Genomic DNA, 12353 nt, shown 5'->3' with positions numbered 1-12353 from the left:
TGTTGGCAAACTTTGTTCTTAAAGAAATTCAGATTAATCTCTAAGTATGAAATGTAATAAATCCAAACCAATTAATGATCACCTTTTAAGGAATTGGATTCGATGCAGAAGAAAAGCGTGGCTCGAAATTTATGGTGATAAACAAAAAAAGTTGTGGACCGCTCACAGCACACTTCAATTAAATCATCAAATCGACTGCTTTCATAAACTCTCACAAAAAAGTCATGGGATAGGAATTCAAGCTTGCAAAGAGGGGAAAAATATCGCCTATGGAGTCAGACTTAAATATCCGTTTATTAAAAATAGAATTATCACAGGAAACTTACCGATTTTAAAGAAGACATCAGGAGAAAGTATTTGGGGAAATTTTTCGTACCAACCTGTTTTAGCTAGGCAAGGTAAAAAAATCACTCGAGAGCATAGATTAATATTTGCAATGCAAGGCTTATTAATAAATAATTTACAAAAATTTCAAGTCAAAAAAGGATTAATCTTACACAAAGAACATAACATTGTTAAGGTCGAGAAGATAAGATTAAGTGAAAATATGAATAAAGAATTAATCGATTCATTGTTAAATCTAGAGAAAGATATCGAATCAAAAACTCCTCCACCAATAACTTCTAATAGAAAAAAATGTACAATATGCTCTTGGAGAAAAGATTGTGATGCCATATCAAACAAAGAAGGAAGTCTTAGTGAAGTTAGCGGAATTGGAGCAAAAAGAGAACTTTTATTAAACAAAATTGGCATCAAAAACATAGATGATTTAGCAAGAATTAAGCATTACAAACTAAAGGAAAAGCTTGAAAGATTTGGCACACAGCATGGTGATATTTCTAAAGAAATTATTTTACAATCGCAATCTAAAATGAGAAACAAGGCAATCAAACTAAATCCTGAAATAACACTCAGTAATTTAAAGAAAGCAAAAGGTTTATACATTTATGATATTGAGTCTGACCCAGATGTTAAACATGACTTTTTGCATGGATTTATTCGATTTCCAAAAAATATTAACAACGAAATCAGCCTAGTAAAAACTAAATATTCACCATTACTTAATCTTGAAAAAACCAATGAAAGTTTTCTCTGGAAAAGAATAAATAAAAAGTTAAGTCTTAATAAAGACTATCCTATTATTCATTATGGTGAAACAGAACAAATAGCTTTGCTAAAGCTTGCCTTAAATCAAGGCGCAAGTCCTCAAGAAATTGAAGTATTAAAAAAAAGATTTATTGACATACATTTATTAGTTAGAAAATGCTGGTGCCTTCCAGTAAGAAACTATGGCCTTAAATCAATAGCAGAACTAATAGGATTCAAATGGGAGCAATCCAATACTGATGGAGCTAGAGCTCTTTTATGGTGGAGACAATGGAAAAAATCGCGAAAACAACATAATAATTACTCTAAAAATCTAAATTCAATATTCAAATATAATCGTGATGATTGCATTGCTACTTTAATGATTGCAAAGTGGTTAATAGATCATGATTGAGAATATCGAAATAGATCAAAAAGGATTTGTAAAAGAGATTGTTTTTTTTATAGTTATAGAGTCACCATTTTCAGAGAAACAAACATCCTTATCAATTAAATTATTTTTAATTAAAGCAAGTCCATTAAAGAAATTATCATCAACTCTAACTGAAGAAGTAACAAATCCTATACTTTTCTTTAATCCTTCATCTTTATTAGTGCTAAAAAACTTTTTACCAATATCAAACTCATTAGATTCTCCATAAGCTTCCCAATAACGTAGTTGATATTTTAGAAATTTAGATCTAAATACTCTTGCCATTGCCTCTTGACCTAGATAGCAGCCTTTATCAAGACTTATAGTATCTGCTAATCCCAATTCATAAGGATTTGTTTCTCCATTGATCTCTCTATCAAAGCTAGGTATTCCTTGTCTTATTTTCCAATTTTCCAATTCTTCTTTATTAGCTTTTATAGCGTTAGTTATTTCTCCATGAATTATTTCATTATCATCAATCCATCTAAAATTTGATTCCTTCCATGATTTATTATTATTTATTTCTTGTCTTCTTCTGATTGGATCTATAACTTCTAACTTCACTTTATCAGCTGGAAATATCACTGACTCAAATCCATCTCTTATAGAATTAACTTCACCACTAATAATAACTATCTCAGCCATATCATCTGAAAGTCGAATTTCCAATAAAGCTTTTAAAGATCCTTTAGTTGATAGCCAACAACTCATGAATATTTGGTCTAATTCTTTCTTTGCAAAAACATCTGCAGTCGTTTGACCATGCAAAAAAGCAATAGCACCCTCCCCTTTTAGAACCAATGCAGGGAATTTCTCGTCCCAAATCAATGATTTAGTTTCTGTCATTACAAGCTTTTAGCTCTTCCAACAATCTCTTTTAAAAAGAAAAGACTATTTAAATCTAAATCAGCTTTAGCCATTGCATCTGCACCACCTTCTTCTCTATCGACTATTGCTAATACTTGCTTAACAAAATAACCTTGATTTCTAAGTTGTTCAACAGCTTTCAAAGAGGAACCACCAGTAGTTACTACATCCTCTAGGACAGTAATCAGAGAACCCTTTGGAGGTAAAGGGCCTTCAAGCCATGCTCCAGTCCCATGACCTTTGGCTTCTTTCCTTACTATTAAACCGCTTAACGCAATACCTGATTGGGCTGCCAACATCACAACGCCACTAACAAGAGGGTCCGCGCCCAAAGTCAATCCAGCCACGCCACTATCATCTTGATTTATTTGTTTGAGAAATAGTGAACTTATCGACAAGAGACCTAGACCAGAGAGAGAGACCGGCTTGCAATTGACATAATGAGAACTTTTTTTCCCGGAAGCCAAAGAAAAATTTCCGAACCTATAAGCTTTTTGAGCCAATAAAGTTAAAAGAGTTTCTCTTTCGCCATCTAATGAAGGATTCAATGGGGTCATATCTTTATATGCAAGTTTAATTATTAAACATCTTGGTGGGATTAGATATATATTTACTTTAGGCAAACAAATTAACTATTATCAAAAAAAGTTTTTAGTTCTGCTTTTTTGGGGGTGTAGCAATCTGGTGAATGCAGCGAACTCATAATTCGCCTTAGGCGAGTTCGATCCTCGCCACCCCCATAGAAATTTATTGATGAGTTTATTACTTCTTTTTATATTGCTTGTAATACCTGCATTTTTCAATGCAGGTCAATTTGCTATTTTGCGACTTCGTTCAACCAAGGTTCAAAGACTGATAGATGATGGACTACCAGGATCCAATTCCATAATTCGTCTGCAGAAAAGGCTTAGAAGAACCCTATTAATAGCAGAGTTAGGAATAACTATTTCGTTAATTTCAATTGGTTGGATCTGTAAAAATTTAGCAACTCAATGGTGGGGAAATAATGCTTCAATTAACTATTTTTTAGATCTAGGACTTTTTATTACTGTTGTACTTTTGGCAACTTTTATATCAGGTCTTCTTCCAAAAGCACTTGTTCTTAATCAACCAGAGAATTCTGCTCTAAAATTATCACCTCTAATTGAAGCAGCAATAAAATGGATGTCTCCATTCCTTTCTTTGCTAGAAGGACTTGCTTTACTAATTCTTAGATTGTTTGGACTCAATACTCAATCAGAGAGTCTGACAACAGCTGCATTCTCTGCAGGAGAATTAGAAAAATTAATTGAAACTGGGGGCGTAATAGGATTAAAACCTGACGAAAGAAACATACTTGAAGGTGTATTTGCTTTAAGAGACACCCAAGTCAGAGAGGTAATGGTTCCTAGGTCAGGAATGGTTACTCTTCCGAAAGAGGTTTCCTTCACACAAATGATGGAAGAAGTTCATAAAACTCGTCACGCAAGATACTTAGTAATTGATGATTCACTCGATAATGTGCTTGGAGTTTTAGATTTAAGGCAACTTGCTGATCCAATAGCCAAAGGAGAAATGCAAGCGAACTCTTCTTTAAAGCCTTACATAAAACCAGTTATTCGTGTTTTAGAAACTTCTACTTTGGACGAATTACTACCCCTAATAAAAAATGGGAACCCACTCCTATTGGTAGTTGATGAATATGGAGGAACTGAAGGATTAATAACATCAGCAGACTTAACAGGTGAAATTGTTGGTGATGAAATTCAATTTGATAATAAAGAATCTGAGCTAAAACCCATTGATGACTTGAAAAAAATCTGGATTACTTCTGGTGAAATAGAAGTTATAGAACTAAATAGAGAGCTTAAATTAGAATTACCAGAAGCAGATGATCATTACACTCTTGCTGGATTTGTTTTAGAAAAACTCCAAGAAATTCCCAACTCAGGTGAAACGTTCGTTCATAATGAAACTATATTTGAAATTATCTCCATGAAGGGTCCAAGAATAAACAAAGTAAAAATAACCCTTCCTAAATAATAATTAATTAGAAAGTAAGCATGAAAAAAATTTCCAATATGAACGAAAATATTATGCCCGTAAAAGTTGGGGTAATTGGTATTGGAAATATGGGTTGGCATCATGCGAGAGTGCTTAGTCTTTTAAAAGATGCTGAGTTAGTAGGAGTTGCAGATTTAGACGAAGAAAGGGGGAAGCTAGCTATGGAACAATTTAATTGTAATTGGTATCAAAATTACAAGGACTTATTACATAAAGTAGAAGCTGTATGTGTTGCTGTACCTACGTTGTTTCACCATGAAGTAGGTCTAGAATGCCTAAACTCTGGCAAACACGTGTTAATTGAAAAACCGATAGCAGCCAATAAAGAAGAAGCGTCATCATTGATTAGTGCATCAAACAATGCAGAAAAGTTATTACAAGTTGGCCACATAGAGAGATTTAATCCAGCTTTTAGAGAATTAACAAAAGTAGTTGCCAATGAAGAAGTTGTAGTTCTTGAAGCCAGAAGGCATAGCCCTCATCCCGAAAGAGCAAATGATGTTTCAGTCGTGTTGGACTTAATGATTCACGATATTGATTTAGTTATTGAACTTGCAAATTCAAAAGTGATTAGGCTGGCTGCAGTTGGAGGATGTAGTGAAGATGGACCTATGGATTACGTTAACGCGACACTAGGATTTGAAAATGGGGTGATTGCAAGTCTGACTGCAAGCAAAATGAGTCACAAAAAAATCAGAAGTTTGAGCGCTCATTGCAAACAAAGTCTTATAGAAACAGATTTCCTAAACCACAATATTCACATACACAGGAAGGCCCATGAATGGTACTCAGCTGATCATGGAGAATTACTTTATAGAAACGATGGTTTTATTGAAGAAGTGAGTACAACATCAATAGAGCCATTGTATGCAGAACTGGAGCATTTCTTGCAATGCGTTAAAGGTAAAGAGAAACCTGCCGTCGGGGGGCTTCAAGCCTCTAGAGCACTGCATCTAGCTGATTTGATCGAAAAAGCAGTTTCAATGCCAAGTGAAGACATTCAGCTTGGAGAAGGAATTTAAATAAGTCAGATCAATATTCAAAAAAAAACTTTTGCCCGATGTTTTACTTCGAGCAAAAGTTTTATTTTGTTAAGAACCTTGAATTGATTACTTAAATTTTAAGAAATCAGAAGAAAAACTTCTTTGTTAACGAAAGCCAACTGCCGCTTGCCAAACAAAAACAAGCAGAAAGAAGAAAAGAGGTATTAGCGGAAGAACATCCACTGTTGGTGCAAAAGCCTGGTAAGCAACCGGAAGTTCAGCTAGTAAGTCGAGATTAATCAGTGCCATCCCTAAGAAATAATGGACGTATTAAGCACGCACGCTACCACGTATGACGCGCTTTAGAGCCACTCTGCCACGGAGCGAAATCCTCTGAAAAACAACCATCAATAATTGCTTGCCTCATAGCACCTGTAAAACGAATCAAATGCGTGAGATTATGCACGCTCAAAAGTGTAAGACCAAGTAATTCTTTGTTGCGTATTAAATGATGAATATATGCCCTTGTATATCCACTACAAGCTTCACAATTGCATGATGAATCCAATGGTCTGAAATCATCTTTAAAACGAGAATTTCTTAGATTCAATGTATCCCCATCAACTAAAGCGCTCCCATGTCTCCCCAAGCGAGTGGGAATCACACAATCAAACAGATCAACACCATTAGCTACTGCTATGGCCATTTCCCTCAAGGTTCCTATTCCCATTAAGTATCTAGGTCGATCAAGAGGTAACAACGGACAGGTTTCTCGTACAATTTTGTGTATTTGATTAATTGGTTCACCTACACTTACTCCTCCAATAGCAATTCCCGGCAAATCGAACTCTGAAACAATTTTCGCACTCATTTCCCTCAAATGAATGAAACACCCACCTTGAACTATTCCAAAAACTGCTTGATCATCTTTGTTATGAGCATCAAGACATCTCTCCAACCAGTGATGAGTCCTTTTACAAGCTTCCTCAACGTCTGATTCACTAGCAGGGTATGGAGGGCATTGATCAAAAGCCATAGCTATATCAGAGCCTAATGCCATTTGAATTTGAATAGCTTTTTCAGGAGTCAAAAAAATATGTTTACCATCTCTGGGACTTTGAAACGAAACCCCTTGATCATCAATTTTATTCAACTTTGCCAAACTAAATACTTGGAAACCTCCTGAGTCAGTAAGTATTGGCTTGCTCCAACTCATAAATTTATGTATTCCACCTGCATCTTGAACAATCTTTTCTCCAGGCTGCAGATGGAGATGAAAAGTATTTGCAAGAATCATCTCTGCTCCTGTCATCTTTAGCTGCTTAGATGAAACGCCCTTTACTGTTCCTAAAGTCCCTACTGGCATAAATCTAGGTGTGTTTACAATTCCGTTTGGGGTTTTAAAAGAACAAACACGGGCCAATGTCTTTTTACATCTGCTTTTTATTTGAAAATCAAAGAAGGGCTTTTTCAATTATTCCTAAATAATCAATTACTTAAATTAGTTATATAACTAATTTAGAACGTAAGAAACTGTTGAGGTTGTAATTCTGATTTTTAAGAACTGGCTAAGTGACCTTGCAGGTGCATGGGTTTTTTACACAATTTTGCCTCAATGCCCAATAATTAAGCCAAGCTTCAAAAGAATTACTCGTTTTGCCCCCTTAATAGGAGTTTTCATTGGCTTTTTACAATCACTTTCTTGGCTTTTACTGAATTACCTTAATTGGCCGATTACTTCTATCGCCTTGGTATCTATTGCAATTAGCATCGTCATCACTGGTGGCCTTCATATGGACGGTCTAATGGATACAGCTGATGGGATTGGAGCAGGTCCATCAAAGAAAATTGAGGCAATGAAAGATAGCAGAGTAGGTGCAATAGGTGTACAAAGTTTAGTTATCATTTTGATCCTTCAAATAGCAGCAACAATCAAACTTGGATTTTATGCTCCCTTCGCCTTCCCTTTAGCTGCCTTTTGGGGAAGATTCTCACAAATTTTTGCAATTGAAAACTATGAATACATTTCTAAGAAAGAATCCAAGTCCATGCATCATGAACACTGGAAAGGCCTTTCTAAAGAAATAACACCATCAATAATTATAATTTTTACGGGAATAATGCTTTTTCTATCTTTAACTAATTTGAACATATCTAATACTTTTTTATTGATATATTGCATATTTTCGGGTTTGATATCTTCAGCATTAATACCAAGCTTAATAAATAAATATTTAGGAGGTCATTGCGGAGACAGCTTTGGAGCAAGTTTAGTGATAACAGAGACAACTAATTTACTATTATTAAGTATCATTTTGGTTCCAAATTAATTACAAAAGCATTCCCTGATTCAGGTAAAGAGTTTTTAAATTTCTTCGGATTAACAAATAATTTCAAATCCCCACCTAATTGGAGAGCTAAATCTCTAGCAAGAGCGAGACCTATTCCACTTCCTGACATTTTCGAACCACTTGCACCTCTAAAACCTTTCTCAAAAATCTTTTCTCTTTCTTCCTCAATAATAGGGATGCCCTCATCCCAAATGCATATTCCCCCTTCAGCAACTTCAATACCTATGGATGATTTAGGAGGACTATAACGAAATGCATTTTCCAGAAGATTCGCGACTATTTCGGCAATAACCCCTTCTGAAATTGATCTTGATTCCATCCACTCTGGCCACTCTGAAGGACTAAACCATTCTCTTCCTTGCAGATTTGCTCTTGCCTTTGCTCTGTCTATCAATGGCTCTATCAAGCTTTTTATACTTATCGAAGTCTCAGTTGGCAAGAGCGGAGGCAAAAGTAATCTGTTTGATCCATCATCAGCTTGAGGTAATTTGACTTGACTTAGCTGATCAAGCGCAGAGAGGTATTTATTAACTTGCGCTTGCTCAGTCATAAGACCTTTTACAAGATTTTCATGTTCACTTTCAGGGCCTATCTTTCTCAAAAGCAGTTTTGCATAAGTCCCTAGGGCAGCTAGAGGATTCCTGAGTTGATGAACCATTAAAGATATCTGTTCCTTTTGATCATCTAATTGATCTAATAACCTTTTTCTCTCAAGCTCAGATGCGAGAGCGTTTGCCAATAAAATTGACATAGATTGCAATCGCTGATCTAAAGACTCGGGCCATTCTTCAACAGTATCAATTCTCTCAGCACGAATAACGCCTAACAATATTGAGCCTTCTTGTAACGGGTACCATCTCCTGTTAGATGAAGGCGTTCGAAGGGCAGTATCAGTTTCTACTGGCTGTAAAACTTTTTCTGACTTCGGCCACTGACCAACAACCTCCAATGTTGGGGATCCACTGTCTCCAGATCTTGCTACATAAACGACAACATGTTCAAGCTCCGGATCAGCTTGATAGTTCATCAACTGCTGTTGAACAAAATTTAAAAACCTTTCTGAATACTGCATTGAGCTCATTGTGCAATCTTAGACAAAGGAAACGAAGTATTCAAAAACTTGAAAAATTTAAAAAAAGTATTAAGATGTTAATAAAGATTTTAGATCAATTGTAAGGAGGCTATCTCAAATCTAATTCAAAAGTGAGCACTTTGAGTGACTTTGAGGCTATTGCAGAGATTGATGGGTAACCTCTGTAGTCAACTTTTGAGAATTTGGGAAAAACTTTCCGTATCAGTTTCAACTTTTTTATTCACTTTTGCTTCAGCAAGAGTGAATAAAAAAGTCTCTAACCTTCTCCCCCCCCACATACATAGCTTAGTTTTTCATGTCAAAGAAGCGTAAAAGAATTAGCAGACGCAGACTCGCAGGCCAGCGTGTTATGTCCCATGTTCCTATTTATCATTTAGGAACTGGTCAACATAAGCCTGTTACCGCAGCGAGACGCTTTATAGCCGAAGAAGGCTTATTCGCACCCGCCATATTAAATGTGCGTCGCAATGAACACACTACTGATCGCTTCTTCTGGGGAGAGAAAGGTTTGTTTAGTGCTCAATATGCTGAAGAGAATCACTTTCTTTTCCCTTCGCTAAGGGTTATTGTTGAATTTCTTGGTGAAGACAAAATTTTTGCTGGTTTAGAACTCACCGCAGATGATTGGGAAGAGATTGAAGAGTACGAATACGCTTTTGTTTAGATTAAAAATTGTTTTTTAATTGTTCTTCGGCAATGATCAATTAGATCATTGCTTATTTCATGACCTCCATCAAAAAAATATAACTCTGATTTAGCTCCATTTTTTAACAAAATATCAAAGCTTTTTTGAGAAGCTGCTTTAGGCACAACTTGATCAATGTTTCCATGGTAAAGAAAAATTGGTGGCATATCTTTTGATGGTTTCCAATCCGGATGTGGATATGAGCTAAATGCAAAAACAGCCTGAAACTTAATTCTTGTAGCAACCTCTAATGCCATTGCGCCCCCCTGGGAGAACCCCAATAAAAATGTTTTATTTAAGGGTATGCGTTTAAAGCAAAGATTATTTAGTCTCTTTTCAAGATCCAATACTGCATTTGGAACCTCTTCCCATTTGTTAGGGTATAAGGGATACCATTGCCTGCCTGATCCACTTGGATGAGGCTGAGGGGCAGAGAAAGAAACTATTTCAAAACGATCTTTTAACCCTTCGGTTAAAAATTTGCCGACTGACAACAAATCATGTGCATCTGCTCCCCAACCATGCAGTAAAACGAGTCTATTTGTTGCGGATTCAGAATTTAAGGAGAGAAGTTCAGTCATCTTGAATGCAATATCCTTATTTGATGCGTAGGTTGTCCAAGAGAATCGATTTTAAACTATAAAGATGTCACCCATAGCTCTGCTGAGTGTCTCAGACAAAACTGGTTTGATTCCATTAGCCAAAGCATTAGTTAATGAATTGGGATTCAAAATTATTTCAAGTGGAGGGACTGCAAAGTTACTTGAGAGTGAGAATCTTCCTGTAAAACGAGTAGCAGATTACACAGGGTTTCCAGAAATTCTGGGAGGAAGAGTGAAAACACTGAACCCAAAGATTCATGGTGGAATATTGGCTAGAAGAGACAAAAAATCTCATTTGGATGATTTACATAGACAAAACATAAATCCAATAGATTTGGTGGTTGTTAACTTGTATCCCTTCGAGAAAACCATTTCAAAAGAAAATGTTTTATGGGATGAAGCCATTGAGAATATTGATATTGGTGGGCCAACGCTGATTAGAGCAGCAGCAAAAAACCACCAAGATGTTCTTGTAGTAACTAATCCAAATCAATACCAGGGATTAATAGATGCATATAAATCAAAAGCCATAACTAATGAATTACGAAAAAAATATTCACAACAAGCTTTTGAGCATACAGCCATTTATGACCTCACTATAAGTAAATGGATTGCTAAAAATATCGCTTACGAAAAAGCTTCTTGGTTACAAGGCTTACCATTAAAACAAGAACTTAGGTATGGAGAGAACCCACATCAAAAAGCATCATGGTATGGAGAGCCTGAGAAAGGATGGAGTGGCTCCAATCAATTACAAGGCAAAGAATTAAGTACAAATAATCTTCTAGACCTAGAGGCTGCGTTATCTACTCTTCGTGAATTTGGATATGAAAACACTATTACGAGTGATTCATATCAAAAGGCAGCAGTGGTGATAAAGCACACAAATCCTTGTGGAGTCGCTATTGGAGATAATCCATATTTAGCACTCAAAAGAGCATTAGATTGCGATAGGATTAGCGCCTTTGGTGGAATTATTGCTATTAATTGTCCTGTCGATAAAGCTGCGGCCAAAGAGCTCGAAAATATATTTATTGAATGCGTTGTAGCTCCACATTTTGATAATAATGCAAAAGAAATACTATCAAAAAAGAAAAACCTAAGGCTCTTAGAGTTAAAAGCTGAATCTATACAAAAAGCAACTAAACACCATATTAGAAGTATACTTGGTGGTTTGTTAATTCAAGATTTAGATGAACCAAATACAGATCAAAAAGAATGGAAAATTGCTACAAAGTTAGTACCAAACCAAGAAGAAATAAATGACTTATCCTTCGCATGGAAAATTGTAAAACATGTAAGATCTAATGCTATAGCTGTTGCACATAATAAACAAAGCTTAGGGATTGGAGCAGGTCAAATGAATAGAATAGGTTCCGCAAAACTTGCCTTAGAAGCTGCCGGAAGCAAATCAAAAGGTGCGGTATTAGCTAGCGATGGTTTCTTTCCCTTCGATGATACTGTAAAAATGGCAGCTGATTACGGCATTAGTTCAATTATTCAACCTGGGGGAAGCATTAGAGACGAAGATTCAATTAAAGCTTGCGATGAATTAGGTATAAAAATGATAATAACCGGCAAAAGACATTTTCTACATTGATGTTATTTAAAGTTAAATTGTTAACTTATATCTTTAAAATCAGCTTTTAATTTAAACTCAATTATGTACCTTTTGGATAATAAGTTATTTTATTTGATTTCCTAAAAAGTGATAGTCTTCCTGGGCCAGCGCATAAGAAATAAAATGATATTGCTGCGTAAATAGCTGACAATTCAAATATGTAATTGTGATTCTCTACTACCGCAAAAGGAAATCCTTCTAAACCAGTATCTATAAAGTGGAAATACAAAGCAAATACCATTGTTGATAGAAGACCTAAGGAAGATAATCTTGCCAATACTCCAGTTGCCAAGCCTATTGGACAAACTATTTGAGTTACTGCTGCCATATAAGTCCAAATCACAGGATCGCCAGGAAGAAAACTGAAATATTTGCCAACTACAAATTCAGCGAATCCACCTGGATCATTTAATTTTTCCAAACCGTGATGAACCATCATCAAACTAAAACTAACTCTTAGAACTAATATTGATAGTTCTCCAAAAATATTTACTTCCCCTTCTGGGCTCTGTACAACGACTTCAACCTTTTGTGAATCAGGATCTTTAAGATTAGATTTGTTCGCTTGAGTCATCTTCCACTAAAAACT

General features: G+C 35.6%; 13 protein-coding genes and 1 tRNA gene. 7 read left to right on the top strand and 7 right to left on the bottom strand.

The features are described from left to right. The first annotated feature begins 46 nt into the window (after window positions 1-46). A complete protein-coding gene (locus AC6EIY_RS09655) occupies window positions 47-1501 on the top strand; it encodes a TM0106 family RecB-like putative nuclease (protein ID WP_498506691.1) in 1455 nt (484 codons plus the stop codon). A gap of 15 nt (window positions 1502-1516) precedes the next feature. On the opposite strand, the gene ygfZ is transcribed toward AC6EIY_RS09655, so the two are convergent. Together ygfZ and pyrE are read right to left on the bottom strand one after the other, a co-directional pair. Next, window positions 1517-2365, bottom strand: coding sequence for a CAF17-like 4Fe-4S cluster assembly/insertion protein YgfZ (gene ygfZ / locus AC6EIY_RS09650; protein ID WP_498506690.1), 849 nt, complete (start codon window positions 2363-2365; stop codon window positions 1517-1519). Beyond that, the gene (gene pyrE / locus AC6EIY_RS09645) at window positions 2365-2943 is read right to left on the bottom strand and encodes an orotate phosphoribosyltransferase (RefSeq protein WP_498508212.1); all 579 of its coding nucleotides are present in this window, start codon (window positions 2941-2943) and stop codon (window positions 2365-2367) included. Before pyrE ends, ygfZ begins: the two co-directional genes overlap by 1 nt. Before the next feature lie 110 nt (window positions 2944-3053). On the opposite strand from pyrE, the gene AC6EIY_RS09640 reads away from it, so the two are divergent. The 3 genes from AC6EIY_RS09640 to AC6EIY_RS09630 all read left to right on the top strand — a co-directional run bounded on the left by AC6EIY_RS09640 (window position 3054) and on the right by AC6EIY_RS09630 (window position 5451). Beyond that, a tRNA-Ile gene (locus tag AC6EIY_RS09640) sits at window positions 3054-3126 on the top strand. A gap of 13 nt (window positions 3127-3139) precedes the next feature. Next, on the top strand, window positions 3140-4408 hold the full coding sequence (locus tag AC6EIY_RS09635) for a hemolysin family protein (protein ID WP_498506689.1): 1269 nt from the start codon (window positions 3140-3142) through the stop codon (window positions 4406-4408). Between the two features lie 20 nt (window positions 4409-4428). Continuing rightward, window positions 4429-5451 carry a Gfo/Idh/MocA family oxidoreductase gene (locus AC6EIY_RS09630; RefSeq protein ID WP_498506688.1) on the top strand — a complete coding sequence of 341 codons (1023 nt, stop codon included), beginning with the start codon at window positions 4429-4431 and terminating at the stop codon, window positions 5449-5451. Between the two features lie 126 nt (window positions 5452-5577). Here the strand turns inward: AC6EIY_RS09630 and AC6EIY_RS09625 are convergent, their stop codons facing one another. Next, window positions 5578-5721: a photosystem II reaction center protein K gene (locus AC6EIY_RS09625; RefSeq protein WP_269604438.1), complete on the bottom strand. Its 144-nt coding sequence runs from the start codon at window positions 5719-5721 to the stop codon at window positions 5578-5580. 34 nt (window positions 5722-5755) lie between these two features. Further along, window positions 5756-6886 (bottom strand): tRNA guanosine(34) transglycosylase Tgt, encoded by a 1131-nt coding sequence (gene tgt / locus AC6EIY_RS09620; protein ID WP_498506687.1) that lies wholly within the window; start codon window positions 6884-6886, stop codon window positions 5756-5758. 133 nt (window positions 6887-7019) lie between these two features. On the opposite strand from tgt, the gene AC6EIY_RS09615 reads away from it, so the two are divergent. Beyond that, complete coding sequence (locus AC6EIY_RS09615; protein ID WP_498506686.1) at window positions 7020-7742, top strand: adenosylcobinamide-GDP ribazoletransferase; 723 nt, start codon at window positions 7020-7022, stop codon at window positions 7740-7742. Here the strand turns inward: AC6EIY_RS09615 and AC6EIY_RS09610 are convergent. After that, window positions 7723-8844, bottom strand: coding sequence for a sensor histidine kinase (locus tag AC6EIY_RS09610; RefSeq protein ID WP_498506685.1), 1122 nt, complete (start codon window positions 8842-8844; stop codon window positions 7723-7725). The two genes, AC6EIY_RS09615 and AC6EIY_RS09610, sit on opposite strands and share 20 nt — an antisense overlap. 307 nt (window positions 8845-9151) lie before the next feature. Between AC6EIY_RS09610 and AC6EIY_RS09605 the strand changes: the two genes are divergently transcribed. Further along, a complete protein-coding gene (locus AC6EIY_RS09605; RefSeq protein ID WP_498462148.1) occupies window positions 9152-9520 on the top strand; it encodes a DUF3155 domain-containing protein in 369 nt (122 codons plus the stop codon). Here the strand turns inward: AC6EIY_RS09605 and AC6EIY_RS09600 are convergent. Beyond that, complete coding sequence (locus AC6EIY_RS09600; protein ID WP_498506684.1) at window positions 9517-10122, bottom strand: alpha/beta hydrolase; 606 nt, start codon at window positions 10120-10122, stop codon at window positions 9517-9519. The genes AC6EIY_RS09605 and AC6EIY_RS09600 overlap by 4 nt on opposite strands. A 64-nt stretch (window positions 10123-10186) precedes the next feature. Between AC6EIY_RS09600 and purH the strand changes: the two genes are divergently transcribed. Next, entirely contained in the window at window positions 10187-11743 is a 1557-nt protein-coding gene (gene purH / locus AC6EIY_RS09595; protein ID WP_498506683.1) for a bifunctional phosphoribosylaminoimidazolecarboxamide formyltransferase/IMP cyclohydrolase, read from the top strand. Between the two features lie 61 nt (window positions 11744-11804). Here the strand turns inward: purH and AC6EIY_RS09590 are convergent, their stop codons facing one another. Further along, window positions 11805-12338 (bottom strand): DoxX family protein, encoded by a 534-nt coding sequence (locus tag AC6EIY_RS09590; RefSeq protein ID WP_498506682.1) that lies wholly within the window; start codon window positions 12336-12338, stop codon window positions 11805-11807. Between the last annotated feature and the right edge of the window lie 15 nt (window positions 12339-12353).

The organism is Prochlorococcus sp. MIT2304, assembly GCF_059772405.1.
Note: the sequence above shows the minus strand (reverse complement) of the source record. Positions and strands in the feature narration are given on the sequence as shown.

Coding starts and splice junctions, on each gene's coding strand:
- AC6EIY_RS09655 (WP_498506691.1), top strand. CDS start 47: ATGAAATGTAATAAATCCAAACCAATTAATGATCACCTTTTAAGGAAT.
- ygfZ (WP_498506690.1), bottom strand. CDS start 2,365: ATGACAGAAACTAAATCATTGATTTGGGACGAGAAATTCCCTGCATTG.
- pyrE (WP_498508212.1), bottom strand. CDS start 2,943: ATGACCCCATTGAATCCTTCATTAGATGGCGAAAGAGAAACTCTTTTA.
- AC6EIY_RS09635 (WP_498506689.1), top strand. CDS start 3,140: ATGAGTTTATTACTTCTTTTTATATTGCTTGTAATACCTGCATTTTTC.
- AC6EIY_RS09630 (WP_498506688.1), top strand. CDS start 4,429: ATGAAAAAAATTTCCAATATGAACGAAAATATTATGCCCGTAAAAGTT.
- AC6EIY_RS09625 (WP_269604438.1), bottom strand. CDS start 5,721: ATGGCACTGATTAATCTCGACTTACTAGCTGAACTTCCGGTTGCTTAC.
- AC6EIY_RS09610 (WP_498506685.1), bottom strand. CDS start 8,844: ATGAGCTCAATGCAGTATTCAGAAAGGTTTTTAAATTTTGTTCAACAG.
- AC6EIY_RS09605 (WP_498462148.1), top strand. CDS start 9,152: ATGTCAAAGAAGCGTAAAAGAATTAGCAGACGCAGACTCGCAGGCCAG.
- AC6EIY_RS09600 (WP_498506684.1), bottom strand. CDS start 10,122: ATGACTGAACTTCTCTCCTTAAATTCTGAATCCGCAACAAATAGACTC.
- purH (WP_498506683.1), top strand. CDS start 10,187: ATGTCACCCATAGCTCTGCTGAGTGTCTCAGACAAAACTGGTTTGATT.
- AC6EIY_RS09590 (WP_498506682.1), bottom strand. CDS start 12,338: ATGACTCAAGCGAACAAATCTAATCTTAAAGATCCTGATTCACAAAAG.